The following is a 24,333-nucleotide window of genomic DNA, read 5'->3' on the forward strand; positions in this document are numbered from 1 at the left end:
TACCCGTGATGCGCGTGGCCGGATTCGATTCGGGCGCATAATGGCGATATGCCCCAGTGCTGCGACGGGCCGAGCGGATCGTCCAGCTAGCGCCACACCCAGGCATCTAGCCGGAGGCCTCTCACCAGGGGTTTTGCCCGTACCGCCGCTGCCCTGAGCACCTCATGGACTGGCGGCGCGACATGCCGTCACCCGAGAAGGAGGCGGTATGGCTGAGCGCTATCCGGCACTGAGTGTCGATCTGGATCCGGTGCGTCTGGTCGACGCAGAAGGGTCGCCCACCAGCGAAACGCGCTACAGCCGCGATCTGCCCCACGAGACACTGGCCTGGCTCTACGAATCGATGGTCGTGACTCGTGACCTGGACGTCGAATTCGTCAACCTGCAGCGCCAGGGTGAGCTGGCGCTGTATGCGTCCTGCCGCGGCCAGGAGGCCGCCCAGATCGGGGCGACCGCCTGCCTCCGCAAGACCGACTGGCTATTTCCGCAGTACCGGGAGATCGGGGCGTTCCTGCTGCGCGGGATCACCCCGGGCCAGATGGGTGCGACCTGGCGGGGGCAATGGCACGGCGGTCGCGAGTTCACCAGCCGCTGCGTCGCCCCGATCGCGATTCCGATCGGCACCCACGGACTGCATGCGGTCGGCGCTGCGATGGCCGCGCAGCGTCTCGGCGAGGACTCGGTGACGGTCGCGTTCCTCGGCGACGGCGCCACCAGTGAGGGCGATGTGCACGAGGCGCTCAACCTGGCGTCGGTGTTCCGCGCGCCGTGCGTGTTCTTCGTGCAGAACAACCAGTGGGCGATCTCGGTGCCGGTGAGCAAGCAGCAGGCCGGGCCGTCGATCGCACACCGGGCCATCGGCTACGGCATGCCGGGTATCCGCGTCGACGGCAACGATGTGCTGGCCTGCTATGCGGTGATGGCCGAGGCCGCCGAACGCGCCCGTGCGGGCGCAGGCCCCACGCTCATCGAGGCCGTCACCTACCGGATGGGTCCGCACACCACCTCCGACGATCCGACCCGCTATCGGTCGGCCGACGAGGTCGACGAGTGGCTTGCCCGCGACCCGATCGCGCGGTACCGCACCTATCTGCAGAACGCCGGCGTGCTCGACGAACGACTCGAGCAGCGCGTGGCCACACGCTCGCGGCGGCTGTGCGCAGAATTGCGCGACTCTCTCGTCGGGGCGGCCGACCCCGATCCTGCCGAACTGTTCGACACCGTATACGCCGAGATCACCCCGGATCTGGCACGCCAACGCGATGCGCTGTTGGCCGAACTGGCGAAGGAGGCGTAAGACTCATGACCCAGATCATCGATCGTCCTGCCGCTCAGGGTGATTCGCCGGAGCCGTGGGAGCCGATGCTGGCTCCGGTCAGAATGCCGGCACCGCCGGCGTCGACGGCGCGGCCCGCCGAACTGACCATGGTGGCGGCCATCAACCAAGCGCTGCGCGACGCGATGGACGCCGACGACCGTGTGCTGGTGTTCGGCGAGGATGTCGCTACCCTCGGTGGGGTCTTCCGAGTCACCGAGGGACTGTCCGAGACCTTCGGCGCCGAAAGGTGTTTCGACACTCCGCTGGCCGAATCGGCGATCATCGGTGTGGCAGTCGGCCTGGCGATCCGCGGGTTCACCCCGGTACCGGAGATCCAGTTCGACGGGTTCAGCTATCCGGCCTTCGATCAGATCGCCAGTCATCTGGCCAAATACCGGATGCGCACCCACGGCGACATCAACCTGGGGGTGACGGTGCGGATTCCGTCGTTCGGCGGCATCGGTGCGGTTGAACACCATTCGGAGTCCACCGAGTCGTACTGGTTGCACACGGCGGGTCTCAAGGTGGTCGTACCGTCCACGCCGTCGGACGCGTACTGGCTGCTGCGGTATTCGATCAGCAGCGCCGACCCGGTGATCTTCCTGGAGCCCAAGCGACGTTACTGGGCACGCGAACTCGTCGACACCAGCGCGCCCGCTCCACCCATCGGCCGGGCGATGGTGCGGCGCAACGGAACCGACGTCACCGTCATCACCTACGGCGGATTGGTGGCCACTGCGCTCAACGCCGCGGAGCTGGCCGCAGAGCAGGGCTGGAGCCTCGAGATTGTCGATCTGCGCTCACTGAACCCCCTCGACTTCGACACGGTTGCGGCGTCGGTGCGGCGAACCGGCCGAGCCGTCGTCATGCATGAGGGGCCCCGTACCCTCGGCTTCGGGGCCGAACTGGCTGCCCGGATCTCCGAGGAGTGCTTCTACGATCTTGAGGCACCGGTCTTGCGTGCCACCGGTTTTGACACGCCCTATCCGCCGGCCCGGCTGGAGAAGGTGTGGCTGCCCGGCGTCGACCGCCTGCTCGACTGCGTCGAGCGCGCGATGGTGCAGCCGTGAACCGGGAGTTCCTGGTCCCCGATCTCGGTGAGGGGTTGCAGGACGCCACGATCACCAGCTGGAGCGTTGCGGTGGGCGACACCGTCGAGCTCAATCAGACGTTGTGCACGGTCGAGACCAACAAGGCCGAGGTGGAGATACCCAGCCCGTTCGCCGGGCAGGTGCTCGAGCTCGGTGGCAAGGCGGGGGATACCTTGACCGTTGGGTCACTGTTGGCCCGGATAGACACCGATGAGCTGGCCGAAGCACCAATCGGGTCCGTGAAAAATGGTGCGACACCCCGTAAGTCGGTGCTGGTCGGGTATGGCACCGACGACACCATGGATGTCAGTAGGCGGGCGCCGAGTTCGGAGAGCCCGCGGGCGCGGGCCAAACCTCCGGTGCGCAAACTGGCGGCGGACCTGCACGTCGACCTCCAGAAGGTGGCGCCGGGATCCGGGCCCGAGGGGATCGTCACGCGCGACGACGTCCTGGCCGCAGCGGGCAGTGCGGACATCATCGACGTCGGTGGCGTGCAGGCCGCGATGGCACGGCGGATGTCGTTGTCACGTAAAGAGATACCCGATGCGCACGCCCGGGTGGACGTGGACTGTACTGCGTTGTCACAGCTGCGGGACCGCATCAAGGTCGCGGATGCCGAAGTCCCCGCCACACCGTTCGTGCTGACGCTAAGGCTACTGGTTCTGGCGCTGAGGCGGCATCCGATGCTGAACTCCACCTGGCTCGAAACCGCCGAAGGGCCACAGATTCACCGGCATCCGGCCGTACACCTGGGTTTCGGAGTGGCCGCGCCCCGCGGACTGCTGGTCCCGGTGATCCGGGACGCGCAATCGATGACGACGCGAGAGTTGGCCGCAGCGGTGGCCCGGCTGGTCGAGCAGGCGAGAGCCGGAACGCTCAGCCCGGCCGAGCTGAGCGGGTCGACGTTCACGGTGTCGAACTTCGGAGCACTCGGCCTGGACGACGGCGTGCCGGTGATCAACTATCCGGAGGCCGCGATTCTCGGGATGGGATCGATGAAACCGCGGCCGGTCGTGGTTGACGGGGCCGTGGTGGCTCACCCCACGATGTCGTTGACCTGTGCCTTCGACCATCGCGTCGTCGACGGTGCCCAGGCCGCCGCGTTCCTGCGTGACCTGCGTTCACTGATCGAGGCGCCCGAATTGGCGCTGATCGAACTGTAGCGGAGAGTCGAAGCGGCTATTTGCGCTTGGCCGCGGCCAAACGCTCTGCGAATTCCGGGGATTCGATGGAGCGCGCCTGTGGACCGAGTTCGATGTCGACGGCGGTCCCGTGCTGGTCGATGTCGACTGTCCCCGGATTGGCGGTGGCCCGCATCGAGGCCTTGGTGGCGATCACCACGTCACGTGGGGCGCTTGCGGGTCCGGCGGCGAGCATACGTGCAGCGCCCACCGGATCCTCGGCGATCGACAGCGCCAACCCGTGGCGTACCGCGGACTCGGCGTCGAAGCGCATGCCGAACAACAGCGCCGCTCGGGCCACCTGCGGGCCGACGCCTCGCTGCAGCATCCAGGTGGCGCCGCCGCCGGGATGGATACCCAGCTTCTGGAACCGCGGATCGAACAGCGCGCTCGGGCCGGCGATCCGAACGTCGGCGGCCAGCGCCAGGTTGAGGCCTGCGCCGACGGCGGCGCCGTTGACCGCGGCGATGGTGGGGAGCGTGCAATTGGCGACCGCCAGGAAGCCGTCGTAGATCTTGCGCAGTCCGTCTTCGGTGGCCTCGCCCAGCGCGGTGAGGTCGGCACCGGCGCAGAACGCCTTGCCTGCACCGGTGACGATCACGGCGTGTACGTCGGGGTTGGCCTCGGCGGCCTCGACCGCGGCGCGCAGGGCCGCCGACATCTCGAAGGTCACCGCATTGCGGCGATCGGGGTCGTTGACGGTGATGACTGCGATGTGATCGTCGACGCTGACCAACACGGAATCCGGCACGAGGTCACCCTAGCCCTCCGTGCCGTCCGCGCGCTCAGGCGTGGGTGACCACAAAAGTTCATCGAAACGTCAGTCGCGGTGCCCGGCGGTCCGGCCCCCGCGAGCGGACAATGATCCGGTGACGGCCGACATCGCCGGTTTTTCTGGCGCCCCGGGAGCCGGGTCGGTGCAGCCGACGCGGCGTCGTCTGCTGTTGTTGGCTGCCGGGTCGGTGTTTCTGATCGACGTGGGTACCAAGACGCTTGCCGTGGGCATGCTCCAGCCCGGCCGCACCGTCCCATTGCTCGGCAACTGGCTGGTATGCGAACTCACCCGTAACTCTGGTGCGGCCTTGTCGATGGCCGCGGACCGTACCGTGATGCTGACCCTCGTCGTTCTGTCCGTGGCCGGTGCGATCGCCTGGATCGGTGCCCATGTGCGCTCGCCGTGGTGGGCTCTCGGCCTCGGGACGATCCTCGGCGGCGCCACGGGCAACCTCGTCGACCGGCTGTTCCGCGCTCCCGGCCCGCTGCGCGGGCATGTGGTTGATTTCCTGGCGGTCGGCCCGATGCCGGTGTTCAACGTGGCGGACATCGCCGTGTTGGCGGGCGTGGTCTGGTTGATTGCGTTGTCGCTGTCGGGTTTTCCGTTCAACGGCGCGGCTCGGACCTCAGGGCCGCATGCCGGAAGTTGATCAGGAGCGCTGGGTCGGTTCAGTAGAAAGCCCGCCGGCCACTCCTTGGTACGAGACCACCGCGGCGATCGTCGTTGCCGGTGTGGGCGGCCTGGTGGCCATCGGTGTGCTGGTGTTCGCGATCCTGACGACGTCGCACCACTCAGTGCTGCCTACCCAACCCGAGCGGCTCACACCGGTGACGCCGACGAAGTCGATGCCGTCGCGGTCGGCGACAGCCACCACCAGCACGCGGTCACCGGTGAGCACCAGCGAAGGCATCGGAACGCCAAGTGCGCCACCGCCGGAAGTCCCGGTGGAGACCACCGCGCCGCCGACCACGACGATGTCGAATCCCTACGCCACCACGTCGGTGCCCAATGGGGCAGCGTTCTGATGCAAGCCGACCCGATCGCTCGAACCGAAGGTCAACCGAAACCGATCCCGATTCCGCCCCAGACGCCGTCGTCGGGTTCGTTGGGGCACGACACATCCACGTAGACAGTGGTATTCGCCGGGTCGGTGCCGGGCGACCGATCGGGATTGTGAACGGCCGTCGCCCTGCAGCGTGTGAGCGGTTCGCTACTGACCCCGCTGACCCAATTGATCTGGACGTTGTAGCCCTTGGCGGTGAGATCGTTGATCGTGTCGGCCGCCGATCTGGTGCCGGCGGTCGGGTCTGCTCCGGCAGGTGGGGCCAGGAAGATCACCGCACACAGCACACCGAAGGATGCGAGTATCTTCGCGCGACTCGACTCCCGCGGCATGATGATCCTCCCAGCGGTCGGACCGACTTTGCCAGTCTATTCCGCCGGATGGGTCCGTGGGAGATCAGGAATTCGAGCCCTCGTCGGGGCACTGCACGTCGACGTAGACCGTCACTTCTGACTTGGGCAGGGCCGGCGACCCACGGTTGGGGTTGTGGATCGAATTGACCCGGCACAGCGACAGCGACAGTGTGCTGGTACCGCCGACCCAGTTGATAGCCACGTTGTAGCCCTCGGCGTTCAGGGCTGAGATGGTCTCGTCAGCCCGCTGGCCGCTGCCTGCAGTCGGTTCCGCCGCCGCCAACGGCGCGCCCCCGATCGCAAGGGCCGGGATCATCACGGCCAGCCCGGTGATTGTCGAATTCCGTGTTCGCATCAGCATCTCGACCTCCCGGCGGTCGGATCTCATGCTGTCGCTCTGACCGGTAGCCCCGACCGCTGCCCGTAAGTGTATTCCTGATGTACAGAAAGTTAACAGGAACTTACCAAACAGTGTCTGGCTGACGCTCTCGGCGCGTTCTGTCCGGCTAGCGGGCCGGCAGGGCGCAGAAGGTTCGGCGGGTACAAATAGTTCGGGCAGCGTCCGGGGAAGTGCCGGACGCTGCCCGAATGTCGATCTGTAGAGCTAGGGAGCAGGCGGAGCGGGAGCGGGACCCGCGGGCGGTACCGGGACTCCCGGTGCCGGCGGCGGTGCTGCCGGATCCGGGAGATTCTCACCGAGACCCTGCGGAATATTCGTTCCCGGCGGGGGAGCGGTCCCCGGAAGTGGTTCACCGAGTTGCTCTTTGGGCAGCTGGCCCAGCATCGCGCCACGCAGGTTCCCGTTGCGGTACATGTCGCGCATGTTCCGCATCCAGTCGAGCCCGGAGATATCCGCGTTCTCCTGACCTGGCGCGACCCCGACCACGGTGCCCTGACCGGGTGCCGAAGGTTTCTCGTTCTGCGGGAAGAAGTTTCCGTTGTTGAACGCCCTGAGGTTGGGTGCCTCGGTCGGTGGTGGGGCGCCCGGCGCGGACGGCACCGAGTACTGCCCGAGGAGCGCACCGGGACTCATGTCGACCCCGTTCGGGACGCCCAACCTGCCAGGTCCCGTATCGGTTCCGGTCTGCCCCAGAACCGACAACCCGTTCGGCCCGAGTGGTGCGCCCATCAGGGGTACCTCGGGTCCTGGTGGGGGAGGCGGCTCCACAGCGGGCGCTGGGGCGGCGACCGCGGGAGCACCTGGGACCTCCGGCGGTGCCGGGTCGGCTGCGGCGGTTGCCGAGCAGGCAACCGCCACGCCGACTGCGAACAGCCCGGCCGCGGCGAGATTGGCCACCACGTTCCTGGTCGGCAATGTGCTGTCCGGGTTCTCGCTCATGCCTTCGTGTTTCGCTTTCACATCAGCCTGTCAGACCGACTTGGTGACGCCGTAGTAAGCCACCACATCATCGGTGTCGGTGGTGGAGCTGGTCAGGGTGGCGTAGGAGCGCAGGAAGGACTGACCGACGCAGCCGTCGACCTTGATGTGAACGTCTTTGAGGGTGACGCGCACCGGGGCGGCCTTGAACGACTTCTTGTTCACCGAGACGTTGGTGACGGTGCCGGGCTTGGGGTGGATCTCCAGCGTCCCCGACATCGGCATGCTCACGCCGGTCGGGATGATGCCGGCCAGGGTGGAGCCCGAGGTGCTCAGACCGATCGACCCGATGAGGCGGACCTGGCCGAGTTCGATACCGCAGCCGATCTGGTAGCCGGTGTCGAGTGTGCCGCCGGTCAGCGAGGTGGACCCGCCGCCGGTGACGGTGCCGGTGAAGGTGCCGGCGACGAGGTATTCGCGTGAGGAGGCGGCGGTGGTCAGTGGTGCGACCGGCAGCTGGCTCTCGTCTTTGGCGGAAACGGTGAGCTTCCAGCCGTCGGGGGTGGTGACGACACCTGGTTCGGCGGAGGCGACCAGTCCGTTGTCGGGCGGCGGCCCGGCATCAACAGGTTGTGCGGCGGGGTCTGCCGGCGGCGGCGGTGGCGGGTCGGCCGACGCCAGGGGCGCCAACGCAACCGGGGCCAAGAGGCAAACGGCGGCCAAGGTGGCGAAGCGATTCATCATGCGGGAACTTGTGCCTCTCATGGGTTTCGAATCCGAGGGGTCGGCGTTGTGATCAGAGCGGATCATGGTCGGTGTCGTTTCCGGGCCGCGCTCAGACGGCTTTGGTGACGCCGAGGTAGGTGATGACGTCGTCGGTGTTGTCGGTGGAGCTGGTCAGGGTCGCGTAGGTGCGAATGAACGATTGGCCCGCGCACTGATCGAACTTGATCCGCACACCGGTGATGGTCACGCGGGTTCCGGTGCCCTTGAACGACTTCTTGTCGATCGGGACGATGGTGACGGTGCCCGGCTTGAGATAGACCTTGCCCTGCAAGCTGATACCGGTACCGCCGTTGACATCGCCTGCGGAGCCGGTGAACGGAATCCTGATGCCGGGGGTGAAGCTGACGCCGGGGTTGATTTCGGTCTCATCGGTGATGATGCCGCAACCGATCTGGGCGCCGGCTTCCAGCGTGCCGCCGGTGAGCTTGGTCTTGCCGCCGCCGGAGACCTTGCCGGTGAAGGTGCCGCCGACGAGGTATTCGCGTGAGGACACCGCGGTGGTCAGTGGTGCGACCGGCAGCAGGGTCTCGTTGGAGCCGGCCACGCTCACGTGCCAGCCGTCGGGGGTGTCCAGGACTCCTGGGGGTGAGGACGGCACGGCGCCGGTGTCCGGCGGCGGGCCGGCCGGCGCGGCGGCCGCGACGGGCGCTGCGGGGTCCGGCGGGGGCGGGGGATCCGCGGATGCAAGGGGCGCAATCGCTACAGGGGCCAACATGCAGACTGCAGCCAGGGGGGCAAAACGACTCAACATGCGTGAACTTGCGCCTCTCGTGGTTTTGGGCCCTGCCGTTCAGCGACACGCCATGGTCGTCTGAACCCAACGGGCCCAAGGAATCTGTCGCGACGAATCATTAACCGGTTGCGTTTCGATTCGGTGAACAACGCCCCAACAACTGCCGCCGCATTCCCGTCCAGCTGGATTCCCGGAACCTGTGAAGTTGCTGGGAAAGGGCATGCGCCGCAGCGCATTACATATATGAGGAAACAGCAGCGACTGCCGGCACGCAATGGACGACCCTTGGAGGTGGTCGGTTGGCCGTCTGTTCACTTTTTGGACATGTGCAACCCCGACCGTGAGGGGCATCCGGGGGGGGTACGGCCGATGCGTCGAGGGGGCGCGGACGTGAACTGTGGCGCGCAGCGCCGAATTGCTACCGATTGACGGAGGAATCGTTGAGGTCGTCTCAGGTGTACGAGCGAGGGTTTGCATCGCTGCTCATTGCGGTCGGCATCGGCTTCGCTGCCATGCCCATGGCAGTTGCCGAGCCGGGCGACGAGTCAGGTGCTCCGGGGCCGGCAGCGCCTGCCGTGCCGGAGTTGCCCCCGGTGACAGCCGGAGTGCCGGCTGCGGGTCCGGTGCCCGTGCCGGTCGCCAGCACGGATGATCCCGGCGTGCCGGCGGTTGCTGCCTGCTCCACGTTCGCGAGTGCGCTTGACTCCGCGTCGACGTTCTACGGTGATTTCGCGGATTCCATTGAAGGTGTGGAGCGCCCCGACTACGGCGACCCGACGATCAGCACCACCAACACCAGTGGCCGGACCGCGCTGCGTGAGGCCGCCGCGTCGGCGATGAACGCCGCCGGCACTCCCGGACTCTCGCCCGAGATCGCCAACCCGATGCGGTCATGGTCCTTCGGCGCCACCAAGCTGCTCCTGAAGATGGGGCTGCGTACCGGCGGTCAGTCACTCAATGACACGGCCACCCAGCTCAACACCGACGCCAACAACGCCCAGATGGCCTGCGCCGCCGCCGGCACCCACGCGTGACGGCAAACACAAACTCGTTGTCCTGATTGGGTAATCGCGCAGCGCCCCGGTTCGCGTCACCTCTGAGAATCCGTCCCCCACCGCGCGGTGAACCGTGCCGTCAGTAAAGGATTACCGTGATCCGGCTTGCGATCTCGCTGCTCATGCTCGTGCTGTTGGCGACCAGTTGTGCCGGCAATGGTGACAAAGCCCAGGGGCCGCCGAAAGACGTGCCCAAGTCGGCGCTCGAGGGACTGCTGCTCAGTACCGACGAGGTCAACACCCTGATGGGGACCGAGGGGATGACGGCACACCCGCCTGTCACCGAGATGGGCGATCATCGCAATCTGCTGCCCAATCTGAACTGCCTCGGTGCTTGGCAGGTCGATGAGGCGGCCATCTACGGGGATCGCTGGACCGCCATGCGCCAGGTGCTGCTGCGCGCGCCGGACAACGATGACTGGGACAACCTGCTGGTGCAGTCGGTCGTCATCTTCCCGTCCGCGCAGGATGCCACCGACTTCTTGAACCAATCGGCGGACCGTTGGTCCAAGTGCACCAACCACCACGTGAACATCACCCTCAATGGTGAGCGCCTGCCCAAGTGGACGAGTGGCGATCTGACAAAGACCGATTCCGAGCTCACGCTGCCCTTCACCCGCGTCAACGGGGATCAGACCCGGGATTGCCAGCGTGCGCTCGCCGTGGCCGCCAATCTCGTCATGGATATCCAGGCGTGTAAGCCGGCGGGTTCGTCGGTAACTCAGGCAGCCGATGTGGTGGACAAGATCAAAGCCGCGATGCCGCGCTGATCGGTACCCGCCACCGTGCGGGGGTAGTCTGAGCCGCGCAGCTGGTTTGTCGGCACCGGAGGTTTGCGGTGCCGACATCGAGCGTCGCATGCTGATTGAGATGCGACGTGAGAGGGAACCCGGTGAGAATCCGGGACTGTCCCGCAGCGGTATGCAGGAACGACCGCCGTCATCAGCACTGGCCCGCAGGAATCTGCGGCTGGGAAGCGACGGCCAGTAGGTGCACGGATTCCGTGCGTGCCTGTGAGTCCGAAGACCTGCCAGCCGTACCGGGCGCGCCGCGTCCGGTGGTTCATCGCCTCGCGGAATGGGCAGTGGCCGAAAGCGGTTCACTCGTGGTGGGTGGCTGCGTTCGGTTCGATGTCTCCTGGCGGTGGCCATCCCCGCATGTTGAAGGACGTCGTCATGAGCACAACCGCAGCACCTTTCACCGCCACCATCCTCGGGTCACCTCGAATCGGGCCCAACCGCGAGCTCAAGCGCGCCGTCGAGAAGTACTGGTCGGGTCGTATCGACCGAACAGAACTCGAATCAGTGGCCGCCACCTTGCGACGCGACACCTGGGCGTCGCTCGTCGCGGCCGGACTCGATTCGGTCCCGATCAACACCTTCTCCTACTACGACCAGATGCTCGATACCGCAGTTCTGGTCGGTGCGCTGCCGACGCGGGTCAGTGGGATCGCCGATGATCTCGACCGCTACTTCGCCGCCGCCCGCGGGAACGACGAAATCGCGCCCCTGGAGATGACCAAGTGGTTCGACACCAACTACCACTACCTGGTTCCGGAACTGCGCCCGGACACGACCTTCTCCCTGAACGCGGCCAAGGTGCTGGGTGAGCTGGAAGAGGCGCGCGCACAGGGGGTTCCGGCCCGGCCGGTGATCATCGGGCCCGTCACGTTCCTGTCTTTGTCCAAGGCCGTCGACGGAGCGGGCGCGCCGGCCTCGCGGCTCGACGAGCTCGTCGAGGTGTACGCCGAACTGCTGGGCGTGTTGGCAGATCGGGATGTCGAGTGGGTCCAGATCGACGAGCCGGTGTTGGTGACCGACATGGTCGACAACGCCGCCGAACTGGCCACCCGTGCCTACGGCCGGCTGGGCGCGCTGACCAAGCGGCCCGCGATTTTCGTCGCGACCTACTTCGGCGAGCTGACGGATGCGCTCCCGGCCCTGGCCCGGACCGCGGTCGAGGCCATCGGCATCGATCTGGTGGCCGGTTCTGCTGCCGCTCTGGCCGCCGTGCCCGAGCTGAAGGACAAGCTCCTGGTGGCCGGTGTGGTCGACGGCCGCAACATTTGGCGCACCGACCTGGAACGGGCCCTGGACTCACTGGGCGCGCTCCTGGGGAACGCGGGAGCGGTGGCAGTGTCGACGTCCTGCTCGACGCTGCATGTCCCGTACGCGCTCGACGCTGAAGCGGATATCGATGCGGTACTGCGTAGTTGGCTGGCCTTCGGGGCTGAGAAGGTCGATGAGGTCGCGGTCTTGGCGCGAGGTCTCAGGCAGGGGCGCGACGCGATCTCGGCCGAGATCACGGAATCCAACGCCACCATTGCCTCCCGCACATCCGATCCACGGCTGAACAACGGCCAGGTCCGGGCGCGGATCTCGGCGATCGTGGCCTCCGGCGCCGAGCGTGGGCAGGCCGATCGGCGTCGCACCGCCCAACAGGACCGGCTGAAGCTGCCCGCCCTGCCCACCACCACGATCGGGTCCTACCCGCAGACAACGGCCATTCGTATCGCTCGCGCCGACCTCCGGTCCGGCAATATCGACGCCGCGGAATACCAGCGACGGATGAAGGCCGAGATCGCCGACGTCATCGCGTTGCAGGAACAGCTGGGGCTGGACGTGCTCGTGCACGGAGAGCCCGAACGCAATGACATGGTGCAGTACTTCGCCGAACAACTCGACGGGTTCTTCGCGACCCAGAACGGCTGGGTGCAGTCCTACGGCAGCCGGTGCGTGCGGCCGCCGATCCTCTACGGGGACGTGGTCCGGCCGGAGCCGATGACGGTCGAGTGGATCAGCTATGCCCAGTCACTCACGGACAAGCCGGTCAAGGGCATGCTCACCGGGCCGGTCACCATCCTGGCCTGGTCGTTCGTCCGCGACGATCAGCCGTTGGCGGACACGGCATTTCAAGTGGCCCTGGCGATCCGGGATGAGACGGTCGACCTGCAGTCGGCGGGTATCGCGATCATCCAGGTCGATGAGCCGGCACTCCGCGAGCTGTTGCCGCTGCGTTCGAAGGACAAGAACGCCTACCTGCGGTGGGCGGTCGATGCGTTCCGGCTGTCCACCTCAGGCGTCGCCGACTCCACGCAGATCCACACCCACCTCTGCTATTCGGAGTTCGGTGAGGTGATCGGGGCGATCGCGGACCTGGATGCGGATGTCACGTCGATCGAGGCGGCCCGTTCGCACATGGAGGTTCTCGGAGATCTCAATGCCGCCGGATTCTCCAACAGCGTCGGCCCGGGTGTCTATGACATCCATTCGCCGAGGGTGCCTGGCGTGGAGGAGATCACGACGGCACTGCGCGAGGCACTCGAATCGGTTCCCGCCGAACGGCTCTGGGTCAACCCCGACTGCGGCCTGAAGACGCGAACCACCGATGAGGTGACCGAGTCGCTCAGGCATATGGTCCGCGCTGCAGCGAAAGTGCGTGCAGGATAGCGTCGCTTGTCTGGCCGACCGTGGGTCTTGTGCACGCAATCGCGTCGATTCCCGTGCACGAGACCCACGCTCGTTCGGCTAACCGAACTCGACGACATTGGTCGGTGCCCGGAAGCGCTCGAGCCGCCTGGACCGGTAGACGAGGCCCGCGGCACGGGACAGGACCTTGCCCCGGCCCGCCGGCATATCGAGCTCGTACACAGCGAGAACGCCTGGGATGGAGCGTAACTCGTCGTACCGGTCTGCAGTGAATGAGAACGGCATCGGTGGCGCGGTGTACTGCTTGCTGAGCCTGATGCCACGTCGTTGCGAGTACCAGCTCAGAAACCGCGGGACGCTGTCGAAGATCAGCTGTCCTCCGGGAAATCGGGCGGCACAGGCTGCGATGAGATCGAATACCGCGTCATGCTCCAGGTATTGGAACAATCCCTCGGCGGTGATGAGCACGCCGTTGGTTGCGTCCACCTGATCCATCCAGGAATGGTCGAGTGCCGACTGCGCCAGGTACCGGAGCCGGTCCGAAGCCGGGAGTAGTTGCTGACGCAGCCGCACGATCGGCTCCAAGTCCACCGAAAGCCAGGTCATTTCACCGTTGTCGAGACGCCAGAAGCTGGTCTGCAGCCCCTCGGCCAGGGCGACCACACTGGCGCGGCGGTGCGTCTGCAGGTATCGCCGCGAAGCGACGTCGAACGCCAGGGCGCGCAGGGCGGTGGCCTGGTGGGTCCGGCCGAAATGGTGATAGTCGTAGCCGAGGCCGTCACGCAGTGTGATCGCCATCGGGTCCTCGATGACGCCGTCAGGCCGGGCGGCCTCCGTCGCCCTCTGGTGCAGAGTCAGTAGCGCGGTTTCCGATACCGCGGTCAGATGACGCGCGTCGATCACTGGCATGGCACGACCGTACCCGTCGGCCCCTGAGCGCGTGCACGTGCGCAGCGCCGTCGAGAGTCGTTGCCCTGGTTCACAGGTCACTGCCACACACCGCGGGAACTTTCTGGTTCCCGTCACCGACTAGTGAAGGACAAGGCGAACTCGTGCAGGTTCGCGCTGCCGGTCGACGCTTGTGCAAGGAGGTGATGACGTGACTGGCCCACATTGGCTGGCGGTGCCCCCAGAGGTGCATTCCGCGTTGTTGAGCACGGGCCCCGGTCCCGGATCACTTCTCGCCGCAGCCGGGCAGTGGCATGCGCTGAGCGCTCAATACAGCGCGGTAGCAGCCGAACTGACGCAGATCCTGGCCGAGGTGCAAGCCGGTAGCTGGGAAGGTCCCAGCGCGGCGCAGTATGTGGCTGCTCATGGCCCCTACCTGGCGTGGCTGGAACAGGCCTCAGCCGACAGTGCCATCACCGGTACACAGCACGAGATGGTTGCAGCTGCCTACAGCAGCGCCCTGGCGATCATGCCAACGCCGGCGGAACTCGCTGCCAACCACGTCGCCCACGGCGTGCTGTCGGCCACCAACTTCTTCGGCGTCAACACCATTCCGATTGCCCTCAACGAAGCCGATTACGTGCGGATGTGGCTGCAGGCGGCCGAGGTGATGATGACCTATGAGGCGGTTGCGGCGAGCGCCTATTCTGCTGTTCCACCACCGCGGCTGGCCCCTTCGATCCTCGCGCCGGGTGGTGAGGCACGGAGTGAGCAGCAGCGTACGTCCGGTTCAGCGTCGGACAACCAGCCGCTGAACGACATCTGGCGACTGATCTCCGACCTCATCGCGGGTGCGGGCAATCCCGAAAAACTGCTTGAGACGTTTCAGCAGCTCTTCGGGAAACTGGGGTTCAACCCGGCCGAGGCCGCCATACTCGCGGCGATCGCGCTGGTGCTGTACGACATGCTCTGGTATCCGTACTACGCCTCGTATTCGCTTCTGCTGCTGCCGTTCTTCGCGCCCGCACTCAGCGCATTGAGCGCGCTGGGTGCGCTGGCGCTCCTGCAGAACAAGGCGCCGCCGGCGAGCGTGTTACCGGCTCCCGTCGAGGTCGCCGCCGGCCACCGCGCTGCGCCGAGCGCCCACGCGGGCCTGGCATTGACCCCGTCCGGAGTCTCCAGCGCGGTTCCGCAGACCAGTAGTTCCGGTCCCAGCGGGCCCACCACAACCAGTGCGAGCGGCTCGGCGGCATCACCGATCGTGACCTATGCCGTCCCCGGTCTGGATCCGCCCGCCGTGGCATCGGGGCCGAAATCCGGCACCGAATCCCCTGACAGCATGGCAGATATCCTGACCGCCGTAGCCGCGGCGCGAGCAGCCGCCATCGACCGCAGCCGTCGAAAACAGACCAGCCGGAAACGAGACCGGGCCCGGAGTTATCGCCACGAGTTTCTGGCCGCCACCGACACTGCGGAGGCCGCGGCCGAAGACCCGGTCCTCGGCCGGCCCGTACCACCCACGTCCAGCGGGACGGGTGCAGGCACCCTCGGCTTCGCCGGTGTCGCGCCGGTGGCCACGAGTACCCCCGCCGCCGGGATGGTCCAGCGGTCATTCGACAGTGCCGGAGAGTCGGTCCCGATGCTTCCCGCGACGTGGGTTGGCAGTCCGGATCGCGAATAGCGGGAACTTTCAATCGGTTTGACGCGACCTATCCGATAGCGCCGCACCACCGGCGCAGCGCAGAGCTGAACGAGGAGAAGAGTTGACGCTGAACGTGAAAGGGGCGGGGCTCGGGGCGCAAGTCACGGGAATCGACCCCAAGAATCTCGACGGCATCACGAGGGAAGAGATCCGTGAGATCGTCTATCAGAACAAGCTGGTCATTCTGAAAGACCTTCATCCGACTCCTGAAGAGTTCCTCGAACTGGGGCGCATCGTCGGCGACATCGTCACGTACTACGAGCCGATCTATCACCACAAGGACCACCCGGAGATCTTCGTCTCCTCGACCGAGCAGGGCCACGGCGTACCCAGGACCGGTGCGTTCTGGCACATCGACTACATGTTCATGCCCGAGCCCTTCGCATTCTCCATGGTGCTTCCGCTGGCCGTCCCCGGTGAGGATCGGGGGACCTACTTCATCGATCTCAACAAGGTGTGGGAATCCGTGCCGGACACCGTGCGGGACCCGGTTCGCGGAACATTCGCGACCCATGATCCCCGGCGCCACATCAAGATTCGCCCGCATGACGTCTACAAGCCGATCGGCGAAGTCTGGGACGAGATATCCAAGACCACGCCGCCGATCAAATGGCCGACGGTGATCAGGCACCCGAAGACCGGGCAGGAGATCCTCTACATCTGCGCATCGGGCACCACGAAGATCGAGGATGAGCACGGACACGTCCTGGAGCCCGCCGTTCTGCAGGAACTCATGACGGCCACCGGGCAACTCGACGCGGATTTCACATCGCCGTTCATCCACACCCAACACTATGAGGTCGGCGATGTTGTGTTGTGGGACAACCGGGTTCTGATGCACCGGGCGAAACACGGCACCACACCAGGCACTTTGACGACTCATCGGCTGACCATGTTGGACGGCCTCAAGACACCGGGATATGGGGTATGAGCATGAGCACCGCCGAGACACTATCGATGACGACTGGTGGGTACGACACCTCCGACATGGCGCCGATCCCGGAAGATCTTCTGGTCAAGGTGCTGGAACCCTATTCCTACAAAGGGTGTCGCTATCTACTCGACGCGGAGTACGAAGCCACCGAGACCTCCGTGCTCGCGGTTGGGAACTTCAGCATCAAAGAGCCCGCGTACATTCGCGACACCGGGCACTTCAACGCTGCGGAATGGGTGCTGTGCTTCAACCAGCTCGCCTACAGCGCCTTCGCCCCGGCCATCCTCAACGAGCAGATACCCGAATTCCGGGGCTGGTCGATGGAGGACTACTTCAACTACCAGCTCCCCAGCATGCTGATCAAGACCACGGCGTCACGTTTCAGGCGCCCGATCAAATCTCACAAATTCTCGGCGCGCCTGCTGTGCAAGGACTTCGAGGTCGTCGATCGAACGATTCGTTATCTCAAGATTCCGTGCACGGTCGAGTTCTGGGATGAGGACGGCGGGTCCGCGTCCGGCGAAGTCGAGCTGGCGGCGCTCAACATCCCCTGACATCGGTACGAAAGCGGCTTGACACAGCTATGACATACCCACCATCCACGGTTCTGGCACGCATCGGCGAGAGGGCACGACAGCAGCCCGAGGCGATCGCGTTACGTCGCTGCGACGGAACCAGCGTGTTGCGCTACCGCGACCTCATGGCCGAAGTAGACAGGCTTGCAACCGATCTCGGGTCTCGATCGGTCTCGCGGGGCACTCGTGTGTTCGTCGTATCCGACAACGGTCCCGAGACTTACCTGTCGGTATTGGCGTGCGCGAAGGTCGGTGCGATCGCTGTCATGGTGGACGGCGGCCTGCCCCCGGCGACCATCGACCGGTTCGGCGAGATCGCCACCCCCGGTGCGGTTCTCATCACACCGGGATGCCGGCTGCGGACCGCCGAGCTCGGATCGCTCCGGTCGGTGCCTGCCTTCGCCGTCGACATCTCCGCCGGCGCAACCGAGTGCGTCGGAGATCCGGGTTCAGATGAGGCACCCGTCGGGGGAGCCGACCATCCGCTGGCGATGATCTTCACCAGTGGTACGACGGGCACGCCGAAGGCCGTACTGCTGGCGAATCGAACCTTCTATTCCGTCGCCGACATCCTGCAGCGGGAGGCATTGACGTGGGTTGACTGGATCGTCGGCGAAACCACGTACTCACCGTTGCCCGCGACGCACATCGGCGGACTGTGGTGGATCCTCAACTGCCTGATGCACGGCGGGCTGTGTATCACCGGCGGTGAGAACGGGATGTCCATCGGGGAGCTTCTCGCCACGAACGATGTTGCGACGACCTGCCTGGTTCCCACCCTGTTGACCCGACTGGTGTCCGAGCTGCGGTCCACCGGCGCACCGGTCCCGCCGTCACTACGGATGGTCGGATATGGCGGTTCCCGCGCCATCGCTTCCGACGTCAGCTTTGTGGAGGCGGCCGGTGTTCGTACCGCACAGGTCTACGGTCTCAGCGAAACCGGTTGTACCGCACTGTGTCTTCCCACCGATGACGGGTCGATCGCCAGAATCGAAGCCGGTGCCGTAGGCCGGCCCTATCCCGGCGTGGACGTGCACCTGGATGGCGACGGCAGCGGACCGCCCACACGTTCGGGTGCTGATTCTGCTGCCTCAGGCACCCTGTGGATCAAGTCTCCGGCGAACATGCTGGGGTACTGGGAAAATCCCGAGCGGACCGCCGAAACTCTGGTCGACGGGTGGGTGAACACCGGCGATGTCCTGGACCGGCACGATGACGGCTTCTTCTATATCAGGGGAAGGTCATCGGAGATGATCATCTCCGGAGGCGTCAACATCGCGCCCGATGAGGTGGACCGCATCGCCGAAGGTGTTGCCGGCGTCAGCCAGGCAGCCTGTTACGAAATCCCCGACGAGGAGTTCGGTGCGCTGGTGGGTCTGGCGGTGGTCGCATCGGCAAATCTGGATGAATCAGGCGCCAGGAAGCTCAAACACGCCATTGCGGCGCGCTTCCGGAAGGAGTCCGAGCCGATGGCCAGACCGTCGACAATCAGGTTCGTGCAAGAGATTCCACGAACCCAGTCCGGCAAGATCGTGCGTGCGGCACTGGGTGTGGTTGCCGGTGGCTGAGACGCTGCGACGCGATATTCTCGCTGCGCTCTCGGAGGTGCTCTACGTCGACGAAACAGATCTCGTCGACGGTGATGCCACAGACCTGAGGGATCTCGGGCTGGACTCGGTTCGATTCGTGCTGTTGATGAAGCACCTCGGCATCGATCGGGAATCAGACGTACCGCGGCGACTGGCGGATAACCTGTCGATCGCGGGCTGGGTCCGGGAGTTGGAGAAGCTGGGTGAATCTGTCTGAAAGCGCGTATGCGCAACGTATTCCGTTGAGCCGCTCACAGCAGAACATCTACAACGGAGTGGTGCAGGACGCTGATCCCCATCTGTATCTGATCGGTAGGCGCTACCGGTTCCAGCCGATGCCGTCGGCGGAATTCCTGGCCGCGTTGGCGCGGACGATTCTCGCCAACCCCGTTCATTTGTGCGTATTGGAGGCGCAGTCCGAGTCCGGCGGATACCCGGAGCTCGTGCCCCGACTCGACATCGATGACGTTGTGCGCGTGTGCGGCAGCGCTGACGAAGGGGCCGTGACCGGCGAGGACGGACTGGCACACGAGTGGGGATCGGGCATTCTCGCAAAGCCATTGGCGCGCTACACCGTGTACGTCGACGGCAACGGCCTGGTGCGTGGCCTCGCTGCCCGTGCGCACCACATCTTGCTCGACGGCGGCGCGATCGGAATCATCGAGGCTGACCTGGGACATGCCCTCGCGACCGGTGGCACGGCCCATACCGCCTGTGTCCGTGACGGTCTGGCCGACGTCGCTGCCGCACACGGCCGGGAGGCGAGCCGTATCGACGAATCGCTGCAGCGGCTCACCACTGTCGTGCAGCGTGAGCTCAGTGCGGCCGCCGGGCGGGGCGCGTATGGGCACACCGCCGACGATGTTCCCGCATCCGCGGCCAAGGGAATTCTCACGGAGTCCGTCGTGATCGGGGGAGCGGACTACGACGAAGTCCTCGCCTTGGCCGACCGCGAGAATGTCCCGCTCAACGTGCTTGTCGCGGCGGCGGCGACGACCGTGGACGCGAGTGTTCGTCAAGCCACCGATGGCCTTCTGGTACACGCGGTGGACAACCGCTTCGGTGATCCTGATCTCGGTGTCGCGACGTGCCTGGTCAACTCGATCGCGCAGCCGGTTCGGTTCCCGCCCCATGCATCGGTGGCAGACGTAGTGCGCACCGTGGATCGGGGCTATGTCAAGGCTGGCCGGCACCGCTGGTTGCGTGAAGAGCACTACCGCCGAATGTATCTGGCGATCAATCGGACAACCTCCGTGGAGGCGCTGACGCTCAATTTTCTGCGGGAGCCCTGTGCGCCCGCGCTGGCGCCGTTCCTGGCCGACGCACCGGAGACGTCGGACATCGGCCCGATCGAGGGCATCACTGTGGCGGGCGTGCTCGACGAGCAACGACGCAGGCTCACCGTCAACGTCTGGAACAGAGCTGATCTGCCGCGGCAGAAGGCCGGTGACGTGGCAGCCCGGGTGGCGTCCGCACTGAAATCCATGACAACGATGTGGGATCTCCCCATCGCGGCCGCCGTCGGTGAGTGGCGCGGGGTCGACGGCGACGGGCGGCTGCGTTCGGGTTCGCACGAGCATGAACCTGAGGAGCCGGCGATCCCCGCGTGGTTCCTCGCTCGCCGCGAATCGGTCGGTGAATGTCGGCGACAGCGCGACCATGTCGATCCGTGGATCGCCTGGCTGCTCCAGATCGGTGCCGGGCCAGGCGATGTGATGGTTTTCACCGACGACGATACCGACACGGTGATCGACCTCATGATCGCATGTCACCTGGCCGGCTGCGGTTACAGCGTGTGCGAGAGCAGCGATGAGGTGGTACCGCGGGCCGAAGCCATCAGCGAACACGGCAACGGCATCTCCGTGCATGCCGTCGACGTCGAGTCGGTGAATGTCTCCCGATTCCGCGGTGACGAGCGTCGTCGCCTGGTAGACGCTCGCGTCGAACAGATAGTGAACGACCCGCGGCTCGCCACCAGGACCGCCTATGTCATGCCCACCTCCGGATCGACCGGTGAGCCCAAACTCGTGCATGTCAGCCATGGTTCGCTCGCGACGTTCTGCGCCGGGGTGACACGGGCCTACGGTTGGGGACCGGACGACACCATCCTCCAATGTGCACCGCTGACATCCGATATCAGCGTTGAAGAGGTCTTCGGTGCCGCGTTGAGCGGGGCGGCACTCATCCGTTCGGCCGCGATGAAAGCCGGTGATCTGCAGGCGCTCACCAGAGACCTGCTGGCATGCGGGGCGACAATCGTGGATCTGCCCACCGCCCTGTGGCATCTGTGGTGTGAGGACGTCGACACGATCTCCGGCATCGGCCGTTCTCATCTGCGGCAGGTCGTCATCGGCGGTGAGCCCATCCTGCCGGGCGCTGTCGACAAGTGGATCAATACCGCCGGCGCCGAGAACATCTCGCTGGTGTCGAGTTATGGCCCGACAGAGACCACGGTTGTGGTGACCTACCTGCCGATCGTTGACGGCGGCCGAGTGGTCGAGCACGGTGCGCGTTCGCGACTGGGGCCACCTGTCGTCGCGAACTCGGTAGTGGTCGCATTCGGCGAAGTCGTGGTGGTGGGGGAGATGGTGACCGATGGCTATCTGGGTTTGGACAGTGCCGATTTCGGGTCGGTGGCCACCACCTGCGGCGCACGGCGACGCGCCTATGCGACTGGCGACCGGGTAACTGTCGATGGCGCCGGCTTCCCGATGTTCGCGGGGCGCAAAGACGCGGTCGTCAAGATCTCGGGCAAGCGGGTCGACACCGCCGGGATCACCAGGCGCGTCGCGGCGGACCCGGCGGTCGTCGATGTCGCCGTGGAACTTCGCAACGGCGGTCTTTCGGTGTGGTTCGAGACCCGGCGGACCCGCCACGGCGGCGAGGACCCTGCTGCGGCCGCGCGGATCAGGAGCGTCCTCGTGGATTCGCGGGTGTCTTCGTTCGTCGTTTCGGGCGTCGCGCGCATTCCCCGAAAACCCAACGGGAAGACCGACACCGCAAGGCTGCACACTTCAGTCGCTGCCGGACAACGCCGGCAAGCCGACACGGACTCCGCTGACCGGGCGGCCGGACTCGCCGGAATGTGGAGCGCACACCTCGACAGGTTGATCACCCCCGACACGTCGCTGCTGAGTGAGGGCATCGGGTCGTTGGATCTCGTCCGAATCCTGCCCGATACGCGCAGGTATCTCGGCAGGCAGGTTTCGATTCTTGATCTGATCGGTGCCGATACCGCGGCGAACCTGGTCGACGACGTGTCGACGAGCGACAGCTGGATGGACGGCGACACCGCTGCCGAGATCGAACGTGACTTCGCCGCCCTGGCGACGCGCCACCCCCGCGGGGTGTCCAACCCACGGCGATCATCACCCCACCACGGCACCGAGCCGATCCTGGTGGTGGGCGCGTCAGGAATTCTGGGGACCGGATTCGCCGAGGCGATTGTGGACCTGGCGCGGTCGGGCGAACACCGCCCTGATGTGGTTCTGGCCATGAGGTCGGTCCCACCCGGCCACGGGATCTGGGCAGAGCTTCGCAGCGCGCCGGGCGTACGCATCGAACACCTCAGTCCCGGCTCCGGTTCGGCGGAGCTGGAGACGCTGATCCGCGAGACCGGAACGCGAACCCTGGTCAACTGCATCGGCAACACGAACGTGGTGGTTCCGTACCGCGAACTCCGTTCGGCCAACGTGGAATCGGTGGCGAACATGACCGAGGCGTGCACGGCTACCGGCGCCAGATTTGTGCACCTGTCGACGTATGTCGTCAATTCGGCTGTCACGGCGCCACAAGTTGTCGACCCGCGTCAGGCTCCGTACCCGTATGCCGCAGCCAAGGCGCTCGCGGAATTGTCAGTGGCGGGGGCCGGCGGGGAGCTCGACTTCACGATCGTGCGCCTGCCCCGGGTCCTCGGCACACCCGAACAGGTACGGGGGTCCGCCGACATCCTGGTTTCGATCGTCGATGCCTGTCACGCGCTACAGGCCTGTCCTGCAGTGGAATTGACCGAGGAAGTGACGACCGGACACGCAGCGGCGAGGGCCATTCTGCGCAGGTTGCCGGGGTTCGGCGCATCCGACGAGCTGGGCTGCGGGGTCGACGTGATGCGCGGGCAGGCAATGGCGTACCGGGAGGTGCTCGGTGCTGTGGCCGCCGAAGAGGTCGACGTTCATGAATGGAAGCGCCGGCTCGATGAAAGTGCTTGGGCGAAGGCCAATCCACGGCGTTGGTCGGTGATCGACGCATGGATCAGCCTGGGATTGAGGCTCGCTGGACGTTCCTATGCGGAGTACCTGGCCGAGTACCCGGCTCTCCCGCTGAGAACCCGCACCGTCGGTGAGCTCGTGGCGACACCGCCGTCGTTACAGGCACTGCTCGCCCAGGGATGTTCGGGAACTCAACGCGGTGGTCCGACGACCAATCAACCAGACGCCACGAGACAGTGAGGAATGGCAGTGACTGACGTAGCCGCACAACATACCGAGACATCAGATACCAGACGGATCCGACTCGACGTGACCGGAATGTCCTGCGGAGCGTGCTCGCGCCGGGTCGAGAACAAGCTGAACAAGATCGACGGAGTGCAGGCCTCGGTCGCCATCTCCACAAAGATCGCGACGATCGACGCCCGGCGTGACATCAGTGTCGCCGACCTCTGTGACGCCGTTGAGCAGGCCGGTTACCACGCCGAAGAGCGCACCGCCGGCGCCGACGGCGACGCGGTGTCCGCGCCTGACGGGCCGCCGGAGAAACGCTCCTCGGTGGTGGCCAGGGCCATCCGCTGGGTGACCGTCGGGCACATGGGCGGCTGAATATCTGCCGGGAGCTGCCGACGTGGCGGTGCGATGGCGAGAACACCGTCGCCGGTGTCGCCTGCCCTAGCCGGTCAGATCGTCCCGTTCGGCCGCTGCAATGAGATCTTCGCGTGCGCGTGCCACCCGTGAACGGATGGTGCCGACCGGGCAACCGCACACCTCGGCGGCTTCCGCATAGGACAAGCCGAGGACCTGGGTCAGCAGCAGAGCGTGCCGCCGGTCGGGGTCCAGGCCGTCCAGCAAGAGGCGGATCTCCACCATCTTCTCGAACCCACCGACCGGGCGGTAGCTGTCGAGGACCTGCTCGACGTCCACTCCGTGCTGGGTGCGTGGCCGGCTTTGCTTGTGCCGAATCTGGTCGACCACCACGCGCCGAGCGATCGACAGCAGCCAGGTACGGGCAGACGACCGGCCGCTGAATCGGGGGAGCGCGGTGATGGCGCGGATGAAGGTCTCTTGCGTCAGGTCGTCGGCCGATCCGGCATCGCCGAGGTAGGCGACGGTTCGCCAGACGTCGGTCTGGGTGGCCCTGATGAATTGCTCGAGCGCCGCGGAATCACCGCGGCCGGCGGCGAAGGCCAGCCGCGTAACGTGGTCCTCGCCGCGTTCGGTAGTCACAGCCCTCGACATTATTCGATGTCGCCCGGGAACTCCGCATCGGGCCGGAGCGACTACATATTCGGTGACGTATGCCACCGAGGTGGTGAGTGAGCAATTGGGAGTAGTG

23 protein-coding genes and 1 riboswitch are annotated in these 24,333 nt (G+C 65.9%); of the genes, 15 read left to right on the forward strand and 8 right to left on the reverse strand.

Going from position 1 to position 24,333, the window contains the following annotated elements; all coding sequences use genetic code 11:
• The first annotated feature begins 208 nt into the window (after nt 1–208).
• From pdhA to ACZYZ7_RS22105, 3 genes are all read left to right on the forward strand, one after another.
• Nucleotides 209–1,297 carry a pyruvate dehydrogenase (acetyl-transferring) E1 component subunit alpha gene (gene pdhA / locus ACZYZ7_RS22095; RefSeq protein ID WP_135456552.1) on the forward strand — a complete coding sequence of 363 codons (1,089 nt, stop codon included), beginning with the start codon at nt 209–211 and terminating at the stop codon, nt 1,295–1,297.
• Nucleotides 1,298–1,362: 65 nt separating this feature from the next.
• Complete coding sequence (locus ACZYZ7_RS22100) at nt 1,363–2,388, forward strand: alpha-ketoacid dehydrogenase subunit beta (RefSeq protein ID WP_463741942.1); 1,026 nt, start codon at nt 1,363–1,365, stop codon at nt 2,386–2,388.
• On the forward strand, nt 2,385–3,572 hold the full coding sequence (locus ACZYZ7_RS22105) for a dihydrolipoamide acetyltransferase family protein (protein ID WP_463741817.1): 1,188 nt from the start codon (nt 2,385–2,387) through the stop codon (nt 3,570–3,572). The genes ACZYZ7_RS22100 and ACZYZ7_RS22105 overlap by 4 nt, the downstream gene beginning before the upstream one ends.
• A gap of 16 nt (nt 3,573–3,588) precedes the next feature.
• Here the strand turns inward: ACZYZ7_RS22105 and ACZYZ7_RS22110 are convergent, their stop codons facing one another.
• Nucleotides 3,589–4,341 (reverse strand): enoyl-CoA hydratase, encoded by a 753-nt coding sequence (locus ACZYZ7_RS22110; protein ID WP_135456546.1) that lies wholly within the window; start codon nt 4,339–4,341, stop codon nt 3,589–3,591.
• A 118-nt stretch (nt 4,342–4,459) separates the two neighbouring features.
• On the opposite strand from ACZYZ7_RS22110, the gene ACZYZ7_RS22115 reads away from it, so the two are divergent.
• Together ACZYZ7_RS22115 and ACZYZ7_RS22120 are read left to right on the forward strand one after the other, a co-directional pair.
• The gene (locus ACZYZ7_RS22115) at nt 4,460–5,014 is read left to right on the forward strand and encodes a signal peptidase II (RefSeq protein WP_135456544.1); all 555 of its coding nucleotides are present in this window, start codon (nt 4,460–4,462) and stop codon (nt 5,012–5,014) included.
• Nucleotides 5,001–5,390, forward strand: coding sequence for a hypothetical protein (locus tag ACZYZ7_RS22120; protein WP_450072778.1), 390 nt, complete (start codon nt 5,001–5,003; stop codon nt 5,388–5,390). The genes ACZYZ7_RS22115 and ACZYZ7_RS22120 overlap by 14 nt, the downstream gene beginning before the upstream one ends.
• Before the next feature lie 31 nt (nt 5,391–5,421).
• On the opposite strand, the gene ACZYZ7_RS22125 is transcribed toward ACZYZ7_RS22120, so the two are convergent.
• From ACZYZ7_RS22125 to ACZYZ7_RS22145, 5 genes are all read right to left on the reverse strand, one after another.
• Nucleotides 5,422–5,760, reverse strand: a complete 339-nt coding sequence (locus ACZYZ7_RS22125) for a hypothetical protein (protein WP_450072777.1) — start codon at nt 5,758–5,760, stop codon at nt 5,422–5,424.
• A 64-nt stretch (nt 5,761–5,824) separates the two neighbouring features.
• Nucleotides 5,825–6,136 (reverse strand): hypothetical protein, encoded by a 312-nt coding sequence (locus tag ACZYZ7_RS22130; protein WP_135460168.1) that lies wholly within the window; start codon nt 6,134–6,136, stop codon nt 5,825–5,827.
• 249 nt (nt 6,137–6,385) lie between these two features.
• Entirely contained in the window at nt 6,386–7,120 is a 735-nt protein-coding gene (locus ACZYZ7_RS22135; protein ID WP_463741818.1) for a hypothetical protein, read from the reverse strand.
• Between the two features lie 30 nt (nt 7,121–7,150).
• Nucleotides 7,151–7,843: an MspA family porin gene (locus ACZYZ7_RS22140; protein WP_450072775.1), complete on the reverse strand. Its 693-nt coding sequence runs from the start codon at nt 7,841–7,843 to the stop codon at nt 7,151–7,153.
• 91 nt (nt 7,844–7,934) lie between these two features.
• Nucleotides 7,935–8,636, reverse strand: a complete 702-nt coding sequence (locus ACZYZ7_RS22145) for an MspA family porin (protein WP_450072774.1) — start codon at nt 8,634–8,636, stop codon at nt 7,935–7,937.
• A gap of 494 nt (nt 8,637–9,130) precedes the next feature.
• Between ACZYZ7_RS22145 and ACZYZ7_RS22150 the strand changes: the two genes are divergently transcribed.
• The 3 genes from ACZYZ7_RS22150 to metE all read left to right on the forward strand — a co-directional run bounded on the left by ACZYZ7_RS22150 (nt 9,131) and on the right by metE (nt 13,122).
• The gene (locus ACZYZ7_RS22150) at nt 9,131–9,652 is read left to right on the forward strand and encodes a hypothetical protein (protein ID WP_450072773.1); all 522 of its coding nucleotides are present in this window, start codon (nt 9,131–9,133) and stop codon (nt 9,650–9,652) included.
• Nucleotides 9,653–9,768: 116 nt separating this feature from the next.
• Nucleotides 9,769–10,443, forward strand: coding sequence for a sensor domain-containing protein (locus ACZYZ7_RS22155; protein ID WP_450072772.1), 675 nt, complete (start codon nt 9,769–9,771; stop codon nt 10,441–10,443).
• A gap of 42 nt (nt 10,444–10,485) precedes the next feature.
• Nucleotides 10,486–10,722: riboswitch (cobalamin riboswitch) on the forward strand.
• Between the two features lie 126 nt (nt 10,723–10,848).
• On the forward strand, nt 10,849–13,122 hold the full coding sequence (gene metE / locus ACZYZ7_RS22160) for a 5-methyltetrahydropteroyltriglutamate--homocysteine S-methyltransferase (RefSeq protein ID WP_463741819.1): 2,274 nt from the start codon (nt 10,849–10,851) through the stop codon (nt 13,120–13,122).
• 78 nt (nt 13,123–13,200) lie between these two features.
• Here the strand turns inward: metE and ACZYZ7_RS22165 are convergent, their stop codons facing one another.
• Nucleotides 13,201–14,010: a class I SAM-dependent methyltransferase gene (locus tag ACZYZ7_RS22165; protein ID WP_450072770.1), complete on the reverse strand. Its 810-nt coding sequence runs from the start codon at nt 14,008–14,010 to the stop codon at nt 13,201–13,203.
• 190 nt (nt 14,011–14,200) lie between these two features.
• On the opposite strand from ACZYZ7_RS22165, the gene ACZYZ7_RS22170 reads away from it, so the two are divergent.
• The 7 genes from ACZYZ7_RS22170 (at nt 14,201) to ACZYZ7_RS22200 (ending at nt 23,603) form a co-directional block, all read left to right on the forward strand.
• On the forward strand, nt 14,201–15,670 hold the full coding sequence (locus ACZYZ7_RS22170; protein WP_450072769.1) for a PPE domain-containing protein: 1,470 nt from the start codon (nt 14,201–14,203) through the stop codon (nt 15,668–15,670).
• 82 nt (nt 15,671–15,752) lie between these two features.
• Nucleotides 15,753–16,622: a (3R)-3-[(carboxymethyl)amino]fatty acid oxygenase/decarboxylase gene (gene scoE / locus ACZYZ7_RS22175; protein WP_450072768.1), complete on the forward strand. Its 870-nt coding sequence runs from the start codon at nt 15,753–15,755 to the stop codon at nt 16,620–16,622.
• Between the two features lie 2 nt (nt 16,623–16,624).
• Nucleotides 16,625–17,179, forward strand: coding sequence for an FcoT family thioesterase (locus ACZYZ7_RS22180; protein WP_450072767.1), 555 nt, complete (start codon nt 16,625–16,627; stop codon nt 17,177–17,179).
• 29 nt (nt 17,180–17,208) lie between these two features.
• Nucleotides 17,209–18,768, forward strand: a complete 1,560-nt coding sequence (gene fadD10, locus ACZYZ7_RS22185; RefSeq protein ID WP_450072766.1) for a fatty acid--CoA ligase FadD10 — start codon at nt 17,209–17,211, stop codon at nt 18,766–18,768.
• A gap of 4 nt (nt 18,769–18,772) precedes the next feature.
• Nucleotides 18,773–19,006: an acyl carrier protein gene (locus ACZYZ7_RS22190; RefSeq protein WP_135460166.1), complete on the forward strand. Its 234-nt coding sequence runs from the start codon at nt 18,773–18,775 to the stop codon at nt 19,004–19,006.
• Complete coding sequence (locus tag ACZYZ7_RS22195) at nt 18,993–23,237, forward strand: AMP-binding protein (RefSeq protein WP_463741820.1); 4,245 nt, start codon at nt 18,993–18,995, stop codon at nt 23,235–23,237. The genes ACZYZ7_RS22190 and ACZYZ7_RS22195 overlap by 14 nt, the downstream gene beginning before the upstream one ends.
• Nucleotides 23,238–23,246: 9 nt before the next feature.
• Nucleotides 23,247–23,603 (forward strand): cation transporter, encoded by a 357-nt coding sequence (locus ACZYZ7_RS22200; RefSeq protein ID WP_463741821.1) that lies wholly within the window; start codon nt 23,247–23,249, stop codon nt 23,601–23,603.
• A 66-nt stretch (nt 23,604–23,669) separates the two neighbouring features.
• On the opposite strand, the gene sigC is transcribed toward ACZYZ7_RS22200, so the two are convergent.
• The gene (sigC, locus tag ACZYZ7_RS22205) at nt 23,670–24,236 is read right to left on the reverse strand and encodes an RNA polymerase sigma factor SigC (RefSeq protein WP_450072763.1); all 567 of its coding nucleotides are present in this window, start codon (nt 24,234–24,236) and stop codon (nt 23,670–23,672) included.
• Between the last annotated feature and the right edge of the window lie 97 nt (nt 24,237–24,333).

This window comes from Mycobacterium sp. IDUB_17 (assembly GCF_055419465.1).

Coding starts and splice junctions, on each gene's coding strand:
- fadD10 (WP_450072766.1), top strand. CDS start 17,209: ATGACATACCCACCATCCACGGTTCTGGCACGCATCGGCGAGAGGGCA.
- ACZYZ7_RS22140 (WP_450072775.1), bottom strand. CDS start 7,843: ATGATGAATCGCTTCGCCACCTTGGCCGCCGTTTGCCTCTTGGCCCCG.
- ACZYZ7_RS22165 (WP_450072770.1), bottom strand. CDS start 14,010: ATGCCAGTGATCGACGCGCGTCATCTGACCGCGGTATCGGAAACCGCG.
- ACZYZ7_RS22100 (WP_463741942.1), top strand. CDS start 1,363: ATGCTGGCTCCGGTCAGAATGCCGGCACCGCCGGCGTCGACGGCGCGG.
- ACZYZ7_RS22145 (WP_450072774.1), bottom strand. CDS start 8,636: ATGTTGAGTCGTTTTGCCCCCCTGGCTGCAGTCTGCATGTTGGCCCCT.
- ACZYZ7_RS22130 (WP_135460168.1), bottom strand. CDS start 6,136: ATGCGAACACGGAATTCGACAATCACCGGGCTGGCCGTGATGATCCCG.
- ACZYZ7_RS22180 (WP_450072767.1), top strand. CDS start 16,625: ATGAGCACCGCCGAGACACTATCGATGACGACTGGTGGGTACGACACC.
- pdhA (WP_135456552.1), top strand. CDS start 209: ATGGCTGAGCGCTATCCGGCACTGAGTGTCGATCTGGATCCGGTGCGT.
- ACZYZ7_RS22135 (WP_463741818.1), bottom strand. CDS start 7,120: ATGAGCGAGAACCCGGACAGCACATTGCCGACCAGGAACGTGGTGGCC.
- ACZYZ7_RS22150 (WP_450072773.1), top strand. CDS start 9,131: ATGCCCATGGCAGTTGCCGAGCCGGGCGACGAGTCAGGTGCTCCGGGG.
- sigC (WP_450072763.1), bottom strand. CDS start 24,236: ATGTCGAGGGCTGTGACTACCGAACGCGGCGAGGACCACGTTACGCGG.
- ACZYZ7_RS22125 (WP_450072777.1), bottom strand. CDS start 5,760: ATGCCGCGGGAGTCGAGTCGCGCGAAGATACTCGCATCCTTCGGTGTG.
- metE (WP_463741819.1), top strand. CDS start 10,849: ATGAGCACAACCGCAGCACCTTTCACCGCCACCATCCTCGGGTCACCT.
- ACZYZ7_RS22120 (WP_450072778.1), top strand. CDS start 5,001: ATGCCGGAAGTTGATCAGGAGCGCTGGGTCGGTTCAGTAGAAAGCCCG.